The sequence below is a fragment of the Stenotrophomonas sp. TWI819 genome (assembly GCF_039673075.1).
GTDB classification, from domain to species: Bacteria; Pseudomonadota; Gammaproteobacteria; order Xanthomonadales; family Xanthomonadaceae; genus Stenotrophomonas; species Stenotrophomonas rhizophila_B.
The window spans coordinates 152795-171950 of sequence record NZ_JBDJKY010000003.1 but is presented as its reverse complement, the minus strand read 5'-3'; the positions used below and the strand labels follow the sequence as shown (position 1 = coordinate 171950).

10 protein-coding genes are annotated in these 19156 nt (G+C 67.4%); 9 read left to right on the top strand and 1 reads right to left on the bottom strand.

The genetic code is table 11. The features are described from left to right. Positions 1-750, bottom strand: coding sequence for an SDR family oxidoreductase (locus ABE463_RS05520; RefSeq protein WP_346467499.1), 750 nt, complete (start codon positions 748-750; stop codon positions 1-3). Between the two features lie 241 nt (positions 751-991). Between ABE463_RS05520 and ABE463_RS05515 the strand changes: the two genes are divergently transcribed. The 9 genes from ABE463_RS05515 to xylA all read left to right on the top strand — a co-directional run bounded on the left by ABE463_RS05515 (position 992) and on the right by xylA (position 19132). Next, on the top strand, positions 992-1954 hold the full coding sequence (locus tag ABE463_RS05515) for a LysR substrate-binding domain-containing protein (RefSeq protein ID WP_259260318.1): 963 nt from the start codon (positions 992-994) through the stop codon (positions 1952-1954). 348 nt (positions 1955-2302) lie between these two features. After that, on the top strand, positions 2303-4909 hold the full coding sequence (locus ABE463_RS05510) for a TonB-dependent receptor (RefSeq protein WP_259260446.1): 2607 nt from the start codon (positions 2303-2305) through the stop codon (positions 4907-4909). Positions 4910-5039: 130 nt separating this feature from the next. Then, complete coding sequence (locus tag ABE463_RS05505; protein ID WP_346467498.1) at positions 5040-7277, top strand: cellulase; 2238 nt, start codon at positions 5040-5042, stop codon at positions 7275-7277. Beyond that, positions 7274-9181 carry a sialate O-acetylesterase gene (locus tag ABE463_RS05500; RefSeq protein WP_346467497.1) on the top strand — a complete coding sequence of 636 codons (1908 nt, stop codon included), beginning with the start codon at positions 7274-7276 and terminating at the stop codon, positions 9179-9181. Before ABE463_RS05505 ends, ABE463_RS05500 begins: the two co-directional genes overlap by 4 nt. A 17-nt stretch (positions 9182-9198) precedes the next feature. Next, positions 9199-10902 carry a DUF5597 domain-containing protein gene (locus ABE463_RS05495; protein ID WP_346467496.1) on the top strand — a complete coding sequence of 568 codons (1704 nt, stop codon included), beginning with the start codon at positions 9199-9201 and terminating at the stop codon, positions 10900-10902. 46 nt (positions 10903-10948) lie between these two features. Next, positions 10949-13795, top strand: coding sequence for a TIM-barrel domain-containing protein (locus ABE463_RS05490; protein WP_346467495.1), 2847 nt, complete (start codon positions 10949-10951; stop codon positions 13793-13795). Positions 13796-13896: 101 nt separating this feature from the next. Next, positions 13897-16275 carry a glycoside hydrolase family 95 protein gene (locus ABE463_RS05485; protein ID WP_346467494.1) on the top strand — a complete coding sequence of 793 codons (2379 nt, stop codon included), beginning with the start codon at positions 13897-13899 and terminating at the stop codon, positions 16273-16275. Then, positions 16272-17795, top strand: coding sequence for a xylulokinase (gene xylB / locus ABE463_RS05480; protein ID WP_346467493.1), 1524 nt, complete (start codon positions 16272-16274; stop codon positions 17793-17795). The genes ABE463_RS05485 and xylB overlap by 4 nt, the downstream gene beginning before the upstream one ends. After that, entirely contained in the window at positions 17792-19132 is a 1341-nt protein-coding gene (gene xylA / locus ABE463_RS05475) for a xylose isomerase (RefSeq protein WP_123728945.1), read from the top strand. The genes xylB and xylA overlap by 4 nt, the downstream gene beginning before the upstream one ends. Positions 19133-19156 lie beyond the last annotated feature (24 nt).

The following is a 19156-nucleotide window of genomic DNA, read 5'->3' as shown; positions in this document are numbered from 1 at the left end:
TCACTCGTGATAAAGCTGGGAACGGCCACCGTCGATCAGGATGTCGGTGGCATTGATGAAGCGTGCTTCGTCGCTGGACAGGAACAGCGCGGTATGCGCCACTTCGCTGGGCTCACCGATGCGCTTGCAGGGCAGCAGCTGCTCCTGCGCGTGGCGCGTGGCGGCCGGATCGGCGCTGTTGGCGAACCAGGCCTCGATCCGGGGGACCAGGATCAGCCCGGGCGAAATCGAATTGACCCGGATGCCCTGCGCGGCGTACTCGATGCCGAGCGCTTTGCTCAGCCCGATCAGGCCATGCTTGGCGACCGGGTAGGGGAAGGCATGCGGGATGATCCGGTGGCCATGCACCGAGGCGATGTTGACGATGGAACCGGCCTGCTGCGCCAGCATCGCCGGCAGCACTGCCCGGCACACGTTCCACGCGCCCTTGAGGTTGAGATCCAGGCAGCGTTCCCACTGCGCGTCTTCGAGCTGCAGCGGGTCGGCGAAGACATCGGCGCCGGCGTTGTTGACCAGCACATCCACGCGGCCATGCTCGGCGCGTACCGATTCCACGAGGGTGCCAATCGCGTCGGCATCGGTGATGTCGGCCAGGCGATGGTCGATCCGCGCGTCAGGGGCACGCGCCGGGTTCAGATCCAGCCCGATCACCCGGGCGCCGTGCTCGGCGAACAGCGCGGCGGTGGCCGCGCCGATGCCGCTGGCCGCGCCGGTGACCAGCGCGATCTTGTCCTGCAGTCGTTTACTCATCGAACAGTGTGTCCAGGGACGGAGCCAACGGCAGACGGTACGACAAAGCGGATGCGGACAAAGCAGGCTCCAGAAATCGGCGGGCGCGGGGGGCGCTGGCGGGCTGGCAGCCGGGGGCGGCGCAGCCATACGGTCAGGGTTGCGTGCGAAGGTATTCTTATCAAATGAAATTTTTCGGGATATCTATTCCCCCGGCGAATACCGTGATTCAATGCGGCGATCAACGCAGAACGGATGTGTGATGACGACCGCACCTGGCCCTTGGACGAATGCCTCCCGGCTCAAGACCCGGCATTTGATGTTGTTGTTGCACCTGCACGAACACGGCTCGGTGCTGCGCGCCGCCGAAGCCGCCGCCATGACCCAGCCGGCCGCCTCCAAGCTGCTGGCGGAGATGGAGGACATGCTCGGGGTGAAGCTGTTCGAGCGGCACGCCCGGGGCGTGGAGCCGACCTGGTACGGGCAGGTGCTGATCCGGCGCGCGCGCTCGGCGATGTCGGAGATCGGCCGGGCGACCGAAGAAATCGCCGCGCTGCGCAGCGGGCATATGGGGCAGGTCTCGATCGGTACCGTGGTCAACCCGGGTACCAACCTGGTGCCGCAGGCGATCGCCGAGGTGAAGCGGGAGTTTCCGGACATCCTGATCCGGGTCGAGATGGACTACAGCCGGCCGCTGGTGGCGCGGCTGCTGGATGGTCAGCTGGATCTGGTGATCGGCCGCATCCTGGGGCCCGAGGGTGCGGCGGACCTCACCTTCGAAGCGCTGGCGGACGAGCCGCATTCGGTGATCGCCCGCGCCGGCCATCCGCTGGCCAGCCGCGACGATCTGCACTATGCCGATCTGGCCAGGCATGGCTGGATCCTGCCGCCGGCCGACAGTGTGCTGCGCGCGCGGCTGGATGCGCTGTTCCTGGAGCAGGGCCTGCCGATTCCGCAGAACATCATCGAGACCAGCTCGCTGCCGGTGATGACCAGCCTGCTGCGCGGCAGTGATCTGCTGGCCGCGTTGCCGGTGGAATCGGTGGCGCCCTACATCCAGGCCAAGCTGCTGACCGTGCTGCCCATCGATGTGGGCGTGCGCATGGAGTCGTTCGGGATCATCTACCGGCGCGGCCACGTGTTGCCGCCGGCCGCCGAGCGCATGCTGCTGGCCCTTCGAACGACCGCGCGCTGGCTGTATCCGGGGCTGCGCGGCAGCGGCTGAAGCGGGCCGGGCCACGGCTGGTATAGGCGGCGTGAATGGTATTCTCCGAAGGAATACATCCAGCCCAATATTTTATTGGCATGGAATGGCTGCCGCTGCCTAAGCTGCCCGCCAGCCGACCGGAAACGACCGGCCGCGTTGTACCCCGCCCCGGAATCCCGGTGGTGGGCATGACCTTACAACCTGATTGTTACAGGCGGCGCCGAACGGCGTCGTCCACCGTCAGCACATGTGTCCTGGGAGGGAAACATCATGTCAGTACGTTGTTGCCGTGGGGCGACAGGCGCATCCGTGCCTGCACGTACCCCCACCGCGTTGCGCCGCCGTGCGCTGGCGGTCTGCGTTTCGATGCTGGTCGCCGGGCAGGTGATGGCCCAGCAGAGCGATATCCAGGACACGAATGCCGCGACCCAGCTGGACACCGTCCAGGTGACGGGTACCCGCAGCAGCGTGACCCGTGCCCAGCAAATCAAACAGAATGCCGAGCAGATCGTCGATTCGATCGTGGCTGAGGACATCGGCAAACTGCCCGACAACAACGTCGCCGAAGCGCTGCAGCGCATCTCCGGCATCCAGATCACGCGCAACTACGGCGAAGGCAGCACCATCGCCATCCGTGGCCTGACCCAGGTGCGCACCGAGCTCAATGGCCGTGACATCTTCACCGCCAATGATGGCCGCGGCCTGAGCTTCGAAGACGTCTCGGCCGAGCTGCTCGGCGGCGTCAACGTGTACAAGAATCCCTCGGCGGAAATGATCGAAGGTGGCCTGGGCGGCACGGTCGACCTGCGCACACGCCTGCCGTTCGACTATGACGGCCGCAAGATCGCCGGCAGCCTGCAGTACAACCATTACGATCTGGCCGATGACAGCAAGCCGGCCTTCTCGGGCATGTTCAGCGACCGCTGGCAGACCGGTATCGGTGAGATCGGCCTGCTGGTGAACTATTCGCAGCAGACCAGCCCGTTCCGCCAGGACACGATTTCGCTGGAGCCGTGGTACTCGCAGACCGATCTGCCCGGCTTTGAAGGCACTGAGGTGTTCGTGCCGCACGGCGCCGGCATCAATACCACGGTGGGTGAGCGCAAGCGTCGCACCGGTGCGGTGGCGCTGCAGTGGCGCCCGCGCGACGACATCGAAGTGCAGGCGCAGGTGCTGCGCTCGGACTACGATTTCCGCTGGCAGGATTACTCGTTCTTCGCCTACAGCGGCGGCGATGCCATGCAGGGCGCGCGCGACATCGTGGTCAACGACCGCAACGAACTGGTCAGCGGCGTGTTCCAGAACACCCCGGCCGATTCCAACACCAGCCTCACCCAGCGCAAGTCGATCACCACCGACTACTCGTTGGGCGCCAAGTGGACGGTGACCCCGAACCTGACCTTGAGCACTGATGTCCAGTACGTGGATGCCACCACCAAGGGCACGCGTTACATCGTGGGCACCGGCATGAATGCCACGCCCTTCTATACGATCGACCTGAGCGGCGACCTGCCGTACCTGGCCGTGACCGATGCCGCGGGCAACCAGGGGTATCTGACCGATCCGGCCAACTACGTCGGCTGGAAATTCCATCTGGACAACAAGGACGACAACAAGGGCACCGAGTTCGCCTGGCGTTCGGACATGGATCTGGCGTTCGATGATGGCTTCGCCCGCAGCTTCAAGGCCGGCGTGCGTTACACCGATCGCAAGGCCGAGAACCAGGGCAACGTGTGGCGCTTCATGTGGCTCGGCGCGCCGTTCGCCGACTTCCCGAACGTGGGCCTGGTGCCGAACCCGATCACCGATTTCTTCCGTGGCAAGAGCTATACCTTCGGCCCCACCCTGAGTGCGGCCGACGCGGCGGTGGAGAACTACGAGCAGACCCTGGCGGCGTTCGGCGCTGATCCTCTGGAATTCTCGCCGAACAACATCAACAACCAGCGCGAGAAGACCTACGCGGCGTATGGCGTGCTGCGCTTCGGCGCGGACGACTGGGGCGTGCCGTTCGATGGCAACGTCGGCGTGCGCGTGGTGCGCACCGAGGTCACCTCCGACGGCGTGCGCACCGGCACCGACATCGAAGGTGGCGGCCTGCTGCCGGTGAATGTGGAGCAGTCGTATACCGACGTGCTGCCCAGCCTCAATCTGCGTTGGATGTTCACCGATCAGCTGCAGCTGCGCTTCGCCGCGTCCAAGGGCATTTCGCGCCCGGGCTTCGACAAGCTCAACCCGAACCTGAGCCTGAGCGCGGCCGATGCCGGTGGCGGGGTGACCCGGCGGACCGGTTCGGCGGGCAACCCCAACCTCAAGCCGATGGAAGCCACCCAGTTCGACACCTCGCTGGAGTGGTACTTCGGCCAGGGCTCGATGATGTACGGCACCGCGTTCTACAAGAAGGTGGACGGCTTCATCGCCAATGCCGTGTTCAACGAGGTCTACGCCGGCGAGAACTGGGAGATCACCCGCCCGGTCAATGGCGATGACGGCAAGATCAAGGGCGTGGAAGTGGGCTACACCCAGTTCTTCGACTTCCTGCCGGGTTGGATGAGCCATTTCGGCCTGCAGACCAACTACACCTACGTCGATTCCAAGGCGCCCAGCCCGAACGCCACCGATACCAACGGCAGCCAGCTGGTGGTGCCGCTGGAGGGGCTGTCCAAGAACAGCTACAACGTCATCCTCAGCTACGAAGTGCCGCGGTTCCAGGCGCGTGTGGCCTACAACTGGCGCAGTGACTGGTTGATCACCACGGCCGGCAACGGGACCGGCAATCTGCCGGTCTACAACAAGGGCTTCGGCCAGCTGGATGCCTCGCTGCGGTTCAACATCAACGACGTGTGGTCGGTGTCGCTGGACGGCATGAACCTGCTCGATACCCGCAATGAGAGCTACCTGGGCTACACCACGCGCTACCGCGATTTCGTGATCAACGACCGTCGCTACGGCATCACCCTGCGCGCGAGCCTGTAACGCGCGTGATCGTCTGTCGGCCTTCCTGCTTCGTGGATCTTCCTCTCCACCACGAAGCGGGCAGGGCCGCAGTTCCTGCTCCAGGCGTGCGGCCGCGATGCCGCACGCCGCTCCACCGGGAGGCCCGTGCATGACCCCCGCCGATTGCCTGATCTGGACGTTGCGTGCATCGGCCCGCGCTGGCCGCTGCCGGGCAGGGTGGCTGGTGCTGCTGCTGGCCGTGTTTCCGAGCGTTGCCGCAGCTGCGCCTTACCAATGGCACAACGTGGCGATCGGTGGCGGTGGCTTTGTGACCGGGCTGGTGTTCCATCCAGCCCAACCGAATCTGCTTTACGCACGCACCGATGTCGGTGGTGCCTACCGGTGGGATCAGACTACCGGCCGCTGGGTCCCGTTGACCGACTGGCTCGGCCGCGACGATGCCAACCTGACCGGCATCGAGAGCCTGGCCGTGGACGCCAGCGACCCGCAGCGCGTCTATCTGGCCGCAGGCACCTATACCAACCCCCGCGTGGGCAACGGCGCGATCCTGCGCTCGTCCGACCGGGGGGCCACCTTCACCCGCACCGATCTTCCGTTCAAGCTCGGTGGCAACGAGCTCTCGCGCGGCAATGGCGAGCGGCTGGCGGTGGACCCGCATCAAGGCCGCATCCTGCTGCTGGGCACGCGCAGCAACGGGCTGTGGCGCAGCGACGACCATGGTGCCCACTGGCAGGAAGTGACGAGCTTCCCGGCGCTCGCGCGCAGTGCGCCGGCCAGTGCGCCGGCCTGGAACGGCACGCAGCAGATCGGCATCGTGTTCGTGCAGTTCGATGCGCGCAGCGGCCGTGCCGGACATGCCACGCCGGTGATCCATGCCGGTGTGTCGACCACCACCGGCCCCGCGCTGTACCGTTCCGATGATGCGGGGAAGACCTGGCAGCCACTGCCTGGGCAACCGCGTGGCCTGCGCCCGACACGCATGGCGCAGGGCAGTGACGGACGCCTGTATATCGCCTATGCGGATCTGCCGGGTCCGGACAGCATGGGCAACGGCGCGCTGTGGCGGTTCGATCCCGCGCAGGGGCGCTGGCAGGACATCAGCCCGGTGCCACAGTCCAGTGACACCCAGAGCGATGGCTTCGGCTGGGGCGGCGTCAGCGTGGAGGCCGGCAATCCGGACGTGGTGATGGCCAGCACCTTCAATCGCTTCGGCCCGCACGACGATATCTTCCGCAGTACCGATGGTGGCCGCAGCTGGGCGCCGGTCATCGCAGGGGCGACGTTCGAACACGGCAACGCGCCCTGGACCGCGCACGCCTCCCCGCACTGGATCGCCGATGTGCAGATCGATCCGTTCGACCCGCGTCGGGTGCTGTTCGTCACCGGCTACGGGCTGTGGGCGAGCCGGGATATCCGCGCCGTCGACGATGCCCGGCCGGTGCAGTGGTGGTTCCAGAATGATGGGCTGGAAGAAACGGTGCCGTTGGATCTGGTCAGCCCGGGGCAGGGCGCGCACCTGCTCAGTGCGCTGGGCGACATCGATGGCTTCCGCCACGATGACCTGACCGTGTCGCCATTGCAGTACGCCGGTCCGCGCCTGACCAACAGCGAGAGCATCGACGTTGCCGCGCAGGCACCGTCCCACGTGGTGCGCAGCGGCACCGTGCGCCATCGCCTGCATGACGAGGTCCGTGCGGCCTGGTCGGACGATGGCGGACGTACGTGGCAGACGTTCGTGAGTGAACCGCCGGACGGCGAGGGCGCCGGCCGCATCCGCATCGCCAGCGACGGCGGCCGGGTGCTGTGGCACACGCTGCGCGGCAGCCATTGGTACACCGATGACCACGGCCGACACTGGCCGGCCGTGCGCGGCCTGCCAGTGTCGGCCGTGGTGGTCGCGGACACCCGCTCGCCTGCGCACTGGTTTGCATACGACGCCGCCAGTGGCGCATTGCTGCGCAGCGACGATGGGGGCGCCTCGTTCGTGGCCGACCGCGTACGCCTGGCGCCGGCCCCGGCGCTGACGCCCGAGTTGCGCGCCGATCCACAGCAGCCCGGGCTGCTGTATATCGGTGCCGGTCCGCAGGGGCTGCTGCGCTGGCGCGAAGGTGAGCTGCAACGCGTGGCAGGGGTGGACGTGGTTCACAGCCTTGGCGTCGGCAAAGGAGCCCCCGGTCGTGACGTTGCCAGCGTGTTCGTTGCGGGCACCGTCGAGGGCATCCAGGGACTGTTCCGTTCCGATGACGGCGGTGCCCGGTGGCTGCGCATCGATGACGCCGCGCACCAGTTCGGTCAGATTCAACGCGTCACCGGTGATCCGCGCCTGCATGGGCGTGTCTACTTCGCGACCGGTGGACGCGGCATCGTCTATGGAGATCCACAATGAAACGAGCATGTGCGCTGGCGGTATCGCTGTCGATGTTCACCGTGGCCGTGCAGGCCGAGCCGGTCCTGCCGCGGTTGTTTGCCGATGGCATGGTGCTGCAGCGCGACCAGCCGCTGCCGGTGTGGGGCACGGCCACGCCCGGCGCACGCCTGCAGGTCGGCATCGACGGCCTGCGCGCCAGTACCACGGTCGGTACGGACGGCAGCTGGAACGTCACGTTGCCGCCGCACGCGGCCGGCGGCCCGTTCCAGCTGGAGATCGCGGGCGACGGGCGCGCGCTGCAGGTGCGCGACGTCCTGTTCGGCGATGTCTGGCTGGCCAGCGGTCAATCCAACATGGAGTGGCCGCTGCACGATACGCAGGGCGCCGCGGTGGCCATCGCCGCAGCGAACGACGCGCAGCTGCGGCATTTCAAGATTCCCAAATCCTGGTCCGGGCAACCGGAGACGGCGCTGGCCGGTGGCCACTGGTTGCCGGCGACCCCTGCCAACGCGGGCAACTTCTCCGCGGTCGCCTACTACTTCGCGCGCGAGCTGCGGCAGCACACCGGGGTGCCGATCGGCATCATCGACAGCAGCTGGGGCGGCAGCGCCATCGAGGCCTGGATGCCGGCGGGGATCCAGGGCATCGACGCCGCCACGCTGGCCACGCGTATGCAGGCGCAGCGTGAGCGCGATGCCCGCACGCTGGTGCAGGTACGTCAGCGCCTTGCCCACTGGACCACGTTCGATGAGCAGCCGCAGTGGTCGGCGGTGCAGTTCGATGACAAGGACTGGGAGGCCGCCACGCTTCCCGGCCTGTGGGAAACCGGCGGCTTTGCCGGCATGGACGGCATTGGCTGGTACCGCGCCGAGTTCACCTTGAGTGCCGCGCAGGCAGCGCAGTCCGGCAGCCTCGGGGTCGGGCGGATCGATGATTCGGACCGCACCTTCGTCAATGGCGTGCTGGTCGGCGCGACGACCATGGCCTGGAACACGCCCCGGGTGTATCCGCTGGCGGCCGGCCAGCTGCATGCCGGTCGCAACGTGGTTGCGGTGCGGGTCGAGGACCTGGGCGGTGGCGGCGGTATCCACGGCGAGGCGGCCGAGCTGTTCGTCCGCCTGGCCGATGGCAGCCAGCTGCCGCTGCAGCGGTGGCGGTTCCGCCCCGCCGCGGTCACGGTCGCACTGGACGATGACAAGAACCAGACCCCGACGCTGCTGTACAACCGCATGATCCACCCGCTGCCGCCGTTCCCGATCAAGGGGGTGATCTGGTACCAGGGCGAGAGCAATGCGACCGATACCGGGGCGTTGGCTTACCGCGATCAGTTCAAGGCCTTGATCCAGCAGTGGCGTCAGGACTGGAACGCACCGGCGCTGCCGTTTGTCTGGGTACAGTTGGCCAGCTTCGGCGCGGGCGCCGATCACGGTGAGCAGAGCCCGTGGGCGTTGCTGCGCGAGTCGCAATCGGCGGCGCTGTCACTGCCGCACACCGCGCAGGCGGTCAGCATCGACCTGGGCAATGCGACGGACATCCACCCGCGCAACAAACGTGATGTCGGCGCACGGCTGGCGCTGGCCGCCCGGCACGCGGCGTATGGTGAAACGCTGGACTACAGCGGCCCGGTGCAGCGCGCTGTCCGCTTCGATCGCGGTCAGGCCGTCATCACCTTCGACCGGATGGGCAGCACGCTGGCGGTACGGGGCGGTGGCACCCAGGTACAGGGCTTCACCGTGGCCGGTGCCGACCGCCGCTTCCACCCGGCACAGGCGCGGATCGACGGTGATCGCGTGATCGTCCACAGCGAGGCGGTCGCCACGCCGGTCGCCGTGCGCTATGCCTGGCGCGAGAACCCGGCCGACGCCAACCTGATCAATTCGCAACAGCTGCCCGCCTCGCCGTTCCGCAGCGATACCTGGTGACCACAAGGACCCCGTGCATGTCTCCGACCACCTACCCGCTTCCGGTGTTCCCGCGCCGCCTGCTGCTGCCGGCCGCTTTGCTCTGTCTGCTGGCTGCGTGTGAGCAGGCACCGACACCGGCCGAGGGCTCCACGCCGCCGGCTACGGCCGCGGCAGGCAAACCGGCGACGCCCGACGCCGCCAGGCAGGCACCGATCCCGCAGTTCACCAGCAAGGACGGCAAGCACGCGCTGCTGGTGGATGGTGAGCCGTTCCTGGTGCTGGGCGCGCAGGTCAACAACTCCAGCAACTACGCGGCCGCGCTGGAGGCGGTGTGGCCGGCGGTGACGATCATCGGCGCCAACACCGTGCAGGTGCCGATCGCCTGGGAGCAGATCGAGCCGGAAGAGGGCAAGTTTGATTTTTCCTTCGTCGATACGCTGCTCCAGCAGGCGCGCGAGCATGACGTGCGGCTGGTGCTGCTGTGGTTCGCCACCTGGAAGAACAACGGCCCGGCTTACGCGCCGCGCTGGGTGAAGACCGACAACACCCGCTTCCCGCGGGTGGTGACCCGCGACGGACGCAGCATCGGCTCGCTGTCGCCGCATGCCCCGGCCACGCTGGAGGCGGACCGCAAGGCCTTCGTTGCCTTCATGCAGCACCTCAAAGCGGCTGACCCCCAGCGCACCGTGATCATGGTGCAGCCGGAGAACGAACCGGGCACCTATGGCAGCGTCCGCGATTTCTCGCCGATGGCGCAGAAACTGTTCAACGGCCCGGTGCCGGCCGAACTGCTGCAGAAACTCGGCAAGTCACCCGGCACCTGGGCACAGGTATTCGGTGCCGATGCCGATGAGTTCTTCCACGCCTGGTCGATCGGGCGCTTCATCGACCAGGTCACCGAGGCGGGCAAGGCGGTGTACCCGCTGCCGATGTACGTCAACGGCGCGCTGCGCGGGCCGTTCAATCCCGGGCAGCCGGGCCAGTACGCCAGTGGTGGCCCGACCGACAACGTGCTGGATGTGTGGAAGGCCGCAGGCCCACACATCGATTTTCTGGCGCCGGACATCTACATGCCCGAGTACCGCATGTACACCACGGTGCTGGAGCGCTATGCGCGGCCGGACAATGCGCTGTTCGTCGCCGAGACCGGCAACGCACCGCCGTATGCGCGCTACCTGTTCCCGACGCTGGGGCACGACGGCATCGGCTGGTCCACGTTCGGCATCGATTTCAGCCATTACAGCAACTACCCGCTGGGCGCGAAAAAGGTGGACGCGGAAACGCTGGCGCCGTTCGCCACCGGTTTCCAGCTGGTCAGCCTGGGCATGCGCCCGTTCGCCAAGGCCTCGTCCGAAGGCAAGCTGCATGGCGTGGCCGAAGAGGCCGGCCAGGCCGTGCAGGACGTGCCGCTCAACGCGCGCTGGCGGGCCACGGTCACCTATGGCGTGCCGCAGTTCTGGTTCCAGGGCCAGCCGCCGGGCAACCCCGAGCCGATCGGCAGCGCGCTGATCGCCGAGCTTGGCCCGGACGAATTTCTGATCACCGCCCAGCACGCGCGGGTCACCCTGCACCCGGCCGGAGAGGCCACCGCGAACATGGTGCTCGATCGTGTCGAAGAGGGGTTCTACAAGGACGGCCAGTGGCAGTTCCAGCGCAACTGGAACGGCGACCAGACCGACTACGGCTTGAACTTCACCACTGCGCCGCAGCTGCTCAAGGTCACGCTGGCGACGTATTGAACCGGGGGTGTCCGCACCCGCGCAACGAATGAGAAGGGAGCACTGAATGCGTTACATGAGCGTACTGAGCGTGCCGCTGCTGGCATTGCTGGCGTCACCGGCGATGGCCCAGAGCCACCGCGTGCTGGACAACGGTGTGGTGGTGGTGCCGGCCCAGGCCGGCGCGGCCCAGGTCCGGCTGGAACTGGTGGACGACAACATCGTGCGGGTCAGCGCCGACCCCGACGGCGACTTCACGCGCACCCCGAGCCTGATGCGCGTCCCCGTACAGGGCAAGCCGCGCTTCACGGTGGAGCAGGGCGGTGGCAACGTGCGGCTGGTCGCGGCCGGCATCAGCGCAGAGATCTCCGAAGCCGATGGCCAGGTCAGCTTCCGTGACGCCCAAGGCAAGCCGCTGCTGGCCGAGCGCGCCGGTGGCCGCAGCTTCAGCCCGCTCAACGTGGAGGGCAAGGCGTATTACAGCGTGCGCCAGCGCTTCGAGTCGCCCGGCGATGAAGCGATCTACGGGTTCGGCCAGCATCAGCAGGGCTGGATGAACCAGAAGGGCCGCGACGTCGAGCTGCTCCAGGGCAACATCGACATGGCGGTGCCGTTCATCGTCTCCAGCCGCAATTACGGTCTGCTCTGGGACAACAACGCGATCACCCGCCTGGGCGACCCGCGCGGGCTGCAGCCGCTGCAGGCCTCGCTGCAGGTGTTCGATGCCAAAGGCAAGGCCGGCGCGTTGACCGCCCGCTACATCGTCGATGGCAAGACCCGCGTCGAGCGCCGCGAGCCGGAAGTGAACTACCAGTACATCAAGGATCTCACCGCGTTCCCGGCCAAGGGCAAGAACGGGGCTGAAGGGGGGCGCTCGCAGGTGGTCTGGGAAGGCGCGATCGAGGCGAAGACCGCCGGTCGCCATACCTTCTCCCTGTACGGCAGCGAATACATCAAGCTGTACGTGGACGGCAAGCTGGTGATCGACCGCTGGCGCCAGAACTGGAACCCGTGGCATCACGAATTCGCGCTGGAGCTGACGCCCGGCACCCGCCACCAGATCAAGGTCGAGTGGGACCTGATCGACCCCAGCTACATCGCGCTGCTGCACCGTGATCCGCTGCCGCAGGCCGAAGCCGCCGATCTCTCGCTGTGGTCCGAAGCCGGGCAGATGGTGGACTACTACGTGGTCGCCGGGGGCAATGCCGATGAGGTGATCGCCGGCTATCGCGAACTCACCGGCAAGGCGGTGATGCTGCCCAAGTGGGCCTACGGTTTCTGGCAGAGCCGCGAGCGTTACAAGAGCCAGGATGAGCTGCTCGGCGTGCTGGACGAGTACCGCCGCCGCAAGCTGCCGATCGACAACATCGTGCTGGACTGGTCGTACTGGCCCGAAGATGCCTGGGGCTCGCACGACTTCGATCCCACCCACTTCCCCGATCCGGACGGCATGGTCAAGCACATCCATGACCAGCACGCGCAGGTCATGATTTCGGTGTGGCCGAAGTTCTACCCGACCACGGCCAACTACAAGGAACTGGACGCGGCCGGCTTCATGTACCAGCGCAACGTCGAGGTGGGCGAGCTGGACTGGATCGGCAAGGGCTACAAAAACTCGTTCTACGATCCCTACGCGGCAAAAGCGCAGCAGATCTACTGGCGCCAGATCAACGAGAAGTTGAACAGCAAGGGCTTCGATGCCTGGTGGATGGACGCCGACGAGCCGGACGTGCACTCCAACCTGGATATCGGCGAGCGCAAGGCACGTACCACGCCGACCGCACTGGGCCCGTCCACCGAGTTCTTCAATTCGTATCCGCTGCCGCACACCCAGGGGGTGTACGAGGGGGATCGCGCGGCCGATGGCCAGCGTGTCTTCATCCTCTCGCGCAAAGGCTATGCCGGCACGCAGCGTAATGCGGTGGCGGTGTGGAGCGGCGACATCGTGTCGCGGTGGGACGACATGCTCGAGCAGATCTCGGCCGGCGTGAATACCGCCATGTCCGGCCTGCCCAACTGGACCTTCGACATCGGCGGCTTCTCCACCGAGAAGCGCTATTCCGAAGAAGATCCGGCGCACCTGCCCGAGTGGCGTGAACTCAACACCCGCTGGTTCCAGTTCGGTGCGTTCGTACCGCTGTTCCGCTCGCACGGGCAGTACCCGTTCCGCGAGATCTGGAACATCGCCCCGGAAGGCACGCCGTACTACGACAGCATGGTGTACTACAGCCGCCTGCGTTACACGCTGCTGCCCTACATCTACACCCTGGCCGCCGACACCTGGCACCACGACGGCAGCATCATGCGCGGGCTGCCGATGGACTTCCCGTCCGATCCGGCGGTCCGTGACATCAACGACCAGTACCTGTTCGGGCCCTCGCTGCTGGTCGCCCCGGTCACCACGTTCGGCGCGACCTCGCGCAAGGTGTACCTGCCGGCCGGTACCACCTGGCTGGATTACTACACCGGCCAGCGCCTGCAGGGCGGCCAGACCATCGACGCCGCCGCGCCGCTGGAACGCATCCCGCTGTACGTGCGGGCCGGCGCGATCATCCCGACCGGACCGGTCCAGCAGTACGTGGATGAACAGCCGGACGCGCCGCTGACCGTAGTGGTCTATACCGGTGCCGACGGCACGTTCTCGCTGTACGAGGACGACGGCCGCAGCTATGGCTATGAGAAGGGGCAGTTCAGCCGCATCCCGCTGCAGTGGAACGAGGCCGCGCGTGAACTGCGCATCGGCAAGCGCGACGGTCAGTGGAAGGGCATGCAGGCGCAGCGCACGATCCAGGTCCGCTTCGTGGAGGGACCGCGTGCCGACGCCGGTGCGCTGGCCCCGGCCATCGATCAGACCGTGCGCTACGACGGCAAGGCGGTGGTCGTGCCGCAGCGCAAGATGGCAGCCGCGCGCTGATCGCCTAGGATGAAGATGACTACCGGTGGACATTTCGCCTTGGAGGGCGTTGACGTGGCAGCAGGCAGCACAGGCAGGCCAATGCAGCGCAGGGGAATGCCGTGGAGCTGAGCCGTCGCGGGCTGTTCAAGGCACTTGGGGCGGGGCTGACCCTGTCCGCCACCGGCTGGTCGTCGCAGGCCGGTGCGGTGCCAGCCGCTGCAGGGCGGGGCGACGCCGCCGCGGCGCCGGGGGACGCCCTGCAGCTCTGGTACCGCGCGCCCGCCACCGAGTGGGTACAGGCCCTGCCGACCGGCAACGGCCGGTTGGGCGCGATGGTCTGGGGCGGGGTCGCGCACGAACGGATCGGCCTCAACGAAGACACCCTGTATGCCGGGGGGCCGTATGACCCCACCAGTCCGGACGCGCTGACGGCACTGCCGCAGGTGCGCGCGCTGATCTTCGCTGGACGCTACGCCGAGGCCGAAGCGCTGGCCGACGCCAAGCTGCTGTCGCGGCCGGCCAAGCAGATGCCGTACCAGCCGCTGGCCGATCTGCTGCTGGATTTCGACCGTGCCGATCACATCGACGGGTACCGCCGGTCGCTGGATCTGGACACGGCCGTGGCGACCACCGAATTCCGCAGCGGCGGCGCCTGGCACCGCCGCGAGGTGTTCGTGTCCGAACCGGACCAGTGCATCGTGGTGCGGCTCAGTGCCGACCTGCCGGGCCGCGTCTCGCTGCGGCTGGGCGTGGACAGCCCGCAGCAGGGGACGGTGCAGGCGGACGCGAACGGGCTGTTGTTCGACGGGCGCAACGCGGGCTTCGCCGGTATCGAGGGCAAGCTCCGCTTCGCGCTGCGGGTGCAGCCGCGACTGCGCGGCGGCACCCTGCGGGTGGCGCGTGATCGCCTGCATGTGGACGGTGCCGACGAGCTGGTGCTGGTGTTGACGGCCGCCACCAGTTTCCGCCGCTTCGATGATGTCAGTGGGGATCCGCAGGCGCTCACCGCGGCGCACCAGGCGCAGGCCGATGCCCACGATTATCCGGCGCTGCTGGCGCGCCATCTGGCCGCGCACCAGACGCTGTTCCGTCGTGTGTCGATCGATCTCGGCAGCACGCCGGCCGCGCAGCTGCCCACCGATCAACGCGTGCAGGATTTTGCCAGCGGCAACGATCCGGCGCTGGCGGCGCTGTATCACCAGTACGGGCGCTACCTGTTGATCTGCAGTTCGCGGCCCGGCTCGCAGCCGGCCAACCTGCAGGGCGTGTGGAACGACCTCATGGCCCCGCCGTGGGAGAGCAAGTACACGATCAACATCAACACCGAGATGAACTACTGGCCCAGCGAGGCCAATGCGCTGCACGAATCCGTGCAGCCGCTGGAAGACATGCTGTTCGATCTGGCCCGTACCGGCGCGGTCACTGCGCGGCGGATCTACGATGCGCCAGGGTGGGTGGTACACAACAACACCGACCTCTGGCGGCAGGCCGGGCCGATCGACGGCGCGCAGTGGAGCCTGTGGCCGATGGGCGGTGTCTGGCTCCTGCAGCAGCTGTGGGACCGCTGGGACTATGGCCGCGATCCGGCGTATCTGCGCCGTATCCATCCGCTGTTCAAGGGGGCGGCCGAGTTTTTCGTGGCCACCCTGCAGCGCGACCCGACCACCGGCGCGATGGTCACCAACCCCTCGATCTCTCCGGAGAACCAGCATCCGTTCGGTGCGGCGGTCTGCGCCGGGCCGGCGATGGACTCGCAGCTGTTGCGCGATCTGTTCGCGCAGTGCATCCAGATCAGCGCGGTGCTCGGCGTTGATACCGCGTTCGCCGCGCAGCTGAAGACGCTGCGCGCGCAACTGCCACCGGACCGGATCGGCAAGGCCGGACAGTTGCAGGAGTGGCAGCAGGACTGGGACATGGAGGCGCCGGAAATGCACCACCGACACGTCTCGCATCTGTATGCGCTGCACCCCTCCAGCCAGATCAACCTCCGCGATACTCCCGCACTGGCGGCGGCCGCCAAACGCTCGCTGCAGATCCGCGGTGATGAAGCCACCGGCTGGGGCATCGGCTGGCGGCTGAACCTGTGGGCGCGGCTGGGCGACGGCGAGCATGCGCTGCAGATCCTGAAGATGCTGCTCTCGCCCGAGCGCACGTATCCGAACCTGTTCGACGCGCATCCGCCGTTCCAGATCGATGGCAACTTCGGCGGCACCGCCGGCATCACCGAGATGCTGCTGCAGAGCTGGGGCGGGTCGATCTTCCTGTTGCCGGCCTTGCCGTCGGCCTGGCCTGACGGCGAGGTACGCGGCCTGCGCGTACGCAATGCCGCCGGCGTGGACCTGCAATGGCGCGATGGCCAGCTGCACTCGGCCCTGCTGCGCAGTGAGCGCGGGGGCACCTATCAACTCGTGCATGGCGAGAGCACGCTGACCGTGGCGCTGCGCGCCCGTGGCCAGCAGCGCATCGGCCTGCGCGGCAATCAACTGGTGAAGCAATGAGTCTGTACGTAGGGCTGGATGTCGGCACCCAGAGCGTCAAGCTGCTGGCCTATGACCCGTCGCTCGGCGAAGTGGTGGCCACGGTCGCGCGGCCGATGCAGCTGGTCAGCCACGACGATGGCACCCGGGAGCAGGAGGCGCAGTGGTGGATCGATGGCATCGTCGCCTGCTTCGCCGAACTGGGCCCGGCGCTGCGCGGCCGCATCCGTGCGATCGGCGTCTCCGGCCAGCAGCACGGTTTCGTGCCGATCAACGCGCGCGGTGAGGTGATCGCACCGGTGAAACTGTGGTGCGATACCAGCACCGCCGCCGACTGTGCGCCGATCATGGCCGCGGTGGGTGGCCCTGCCTCCTGCATCGCACTGGCCGGCAATCCGATCCTTGCCGGCTACACCGCCTCCAAACTGCCGTGGACGCGCCGCCATCGCGCGCAGGCGTATGCAGAACTGGACGGCATCCTGCTGCCGCATGACTACATCAACTTCTGGCTGACCGGTCAGCGCTACGCCGAGTACGGCGATGCCTCCGGCACCGGCTGGCTGGACGTGCGCAACCGCTGCTGGTCGCGGGAGCTGCTGCAGGCAATCGACCCGCAACGCGACCTGGCCGCGCTGCTGCCGCCGCTGGTACCGCTGGAAGCGACCTTCACCCTGGACCCCCGGATCGCCGCGCTGCTGGATCTGCCGACCGACGTGCAGGTCTCCACCGGCGGCGGTGACAACATGATGGCCGCGCTGGGCACTGGCAACGTGGCCGCAGGGCGGCTGACCATGAGCCTGGGCACGTCCGGCACGCTGTTCGCGTATGCCGATCACCCGGTGGTGGACGACGACGGCCGCTGGGCCGCGTTCTGTTCCTCCAGTGGCGGCTGGCTGCCGCTGATCTGCACCATGAACTGCACCGTCGCCACCGAGCGCATGGCCGCGCTGTTCAACATCCCGCGCGGCGGTGGCGAGGCGCTGATGGCGCAGACCGAGCCAGGCGCGGGCGGCCTGGTGATGCTGCCGTACTTCAATGGCGAACGGACCCCGGACCTGCCCGACGCGCGTGCCTGCCTGCACGGCATGGACCTGCACAACACCACCCCGGCGCACTTCTATCGGGCCGCGATGGAAGGCGCCACGTACAGCCTGCGCAACGGCTACGACGCCTTCACCAGTGCCGGCCTGTCGTTCGACACCGTGTTGCTTACCGGCGGCGGCAGCAACAGTGCCGCGTGGCGGCAATTGATCGCCGACGTCTTCGATCTGCCGGTCAAGGTGCCCACCCAGGCCGAAGGTGCGGCGTTCGGCGCCGCCCTGCAGGCGCTGTGGGCCGCGCAGCGCGGGCAGGGCGGTGAGCAATGCCTGGCGGCTACAGTCGATGCGCACGTGCGCTTCGATGACGCGCTGTCGGCCACGCCCGATCGCCGCACTGTGCCGCGCTACGCAGAACAGTACCGGCGTTTCCTCCACCATCTTTCCGAGGTCGGTCCGCTGCTGCGCACCGCCCCGTCACCACCGCAAGGATCCGAGCAATGAGCACCTCCGTTTACATCGGCGCAAAGGAATACTTCCCCGGCATCGGCCGCATCCCGTTCGAGGGACGCGACTCGGACAATCCGCTGGCCTACAAGGTCTATGACGCAGACAAGCGCGTCGGCGGCAAGACCATGGCCGAGCACCTGCGCTTCGCCGTGGCTTACTGGCACAGCTTCTGCGCGACCGGCCACGATCCGTTCGGCCCGGGCACCCGGGTGTACCCGTGGGATGCCGGCAACACGCCGCTGGCGCGTGCCGAGGCCAAGGCCGATGCCGCGTTCGAGTTCATCACCAAGCTGGGCGTGCCGTATTACTGCTTCCATGACATCGATCTGGCGCCGGACGCCGACGACATCGCCGAGTACGAGGCCAACCTGCAGCACATGGTCGGCATCGCCGGCGAGCGCCAGAAGGCCACCGGGGTCAAGCTGCTGTGGGGCACCGCCAACCTGTTCTCGCACCCGCGCTACATGAACGGTGCCTCGACCAACCCGGATTTCGCCGTGGTCGCCCGCGCCGCGGTGCAGGTCAAGGCCGCGCTGGAGGCCACCGTGGCCCTGGGCGGCGAGAATTACGTGTTCTGGGGCGGCCGCGAGGGCTATGCCTGCCTGTACAACACCGACATGAAGCGCGAGAAGGACAACATGGCGCGCTTCCTCACGCTGGCCCGCGACCATGGGCGCAGCATCGGCTTCAAGGGCAACTTCCTGATCGAGCCCAAGCCGATGGAGCCGATGAACCACCAGTACGATTTCGACAGCGCCACCGTGGTCGGCTTCCTGCGCGAGCACGGCCTGGACAAGGACTTCAAGCTCAACATCGAGGCCAACCACGCCACGCTGTCCGGGCACACCTTTGCCCATGACCTGCAGGTGGCCTCCGATGCCGGCCTGCTCGGCAGCATCGATGCCAACCGCGGCAACCCGCAGAACGGCTGGGACACCGATCAGTTCCCGACCGATCTGTACGACACGGTGGGCGCGATGCTGGTAGTGCTGCGCCAGGGCGGCCTGGCCCCGGGCGGGTTCAACTTCGATGCCAAGGTGCGCCGCGAGTCGTCCGCGCCGGAAGACCTGTTCGAGGCCCACATCGGCGGCATGGACGCGTTCGCGCGCGGCCTGGAAGTGGCCCATGCCCTGATCGAGTCCTCGCCGCTGGAAGGCTGGCGCCAGGACCGCTATGCCAGCTTCAGCAGTGGCGCCGGTGCCGAGTTCGCCGCCGGTCGCAGCAGCCTGGAGGCCCTGCGCAGCCTGGCCCTTGCCCAGGGCGAGCCGCAGCAGCGCAGCGGCCGCCAGGAAAGGTATGAGAACCTGATCAACCAGTACCTGCTGCGCTGATCCGCAGCTTCCCTTCAACCCAGG

Excerpts from the sequence above, each read along its gene's own strand:
- ABE463_RS05495 (WP_346467496.1), top strand. The coding sequence starts at position 9,199 with ATGTCTCCGACCACCTACCCGCTTCCGGTGTTCCCGCGCCGCCTGCTG.
- ABE463_RS05490 (WP_346467495.1), top strand. The coding sequence starts at position 10,949 with ATGCGTTACATGAGCGTACTGAGCGTGCCGCTGCTGGCATTGCTGGCG.
- ABE463_RS05510 (WP_259260446.1), top strand. The coding sequence starts at position 2,303 with ATGCTGGTCGCCGGGCAGGTGATGGCCCAGCAGAGCGATATCCAGGAC.
- ABE463_RS05505 (WP_346467498.1), top strand. The coding sequence starts at position 5,040 with ATGACCCCCGCCGATTGCCTGATCTGGACGTTGCGTGCATCGGCCCGC.
- xylB (WP_346467493.1), top strand. The coding sequence starts at position 16,272 with ATGAGTCTGTACGTAGGGCTGGATGTCGGCACCCAGAGCGTCAAGCTG.
- ABE463_RS05515 (WP_259260318.1), top strand. The coding sequence starts at position 992 with ATGACGACCGCACCTGGCCCTTGGACGAATGCCTCCCGGCTCAAGACC.
- xylA (WP_123728945.1), top strand. The coding sequence starts at position 17,792 with ATGAGCACCTCCGTTTACATCGGCGCAAAGGAATACTTCCCCGGCATC.
- ABE463_RS05500 (WP_346467497.1), top strand. The coding sequence starts at position 7,274 with ATGAAACGAGCATGTGCGCTGGCGGTATCGCTGTCGATGTTCACCGTG.
- ABE463_RS05520 (WP_346467499.1), bottom strand. The coding sequence starts at position 750 with ATGAGTAAACGACTGCAGGACAAGATCGCGCTGGTCACCGGCGCGGCC.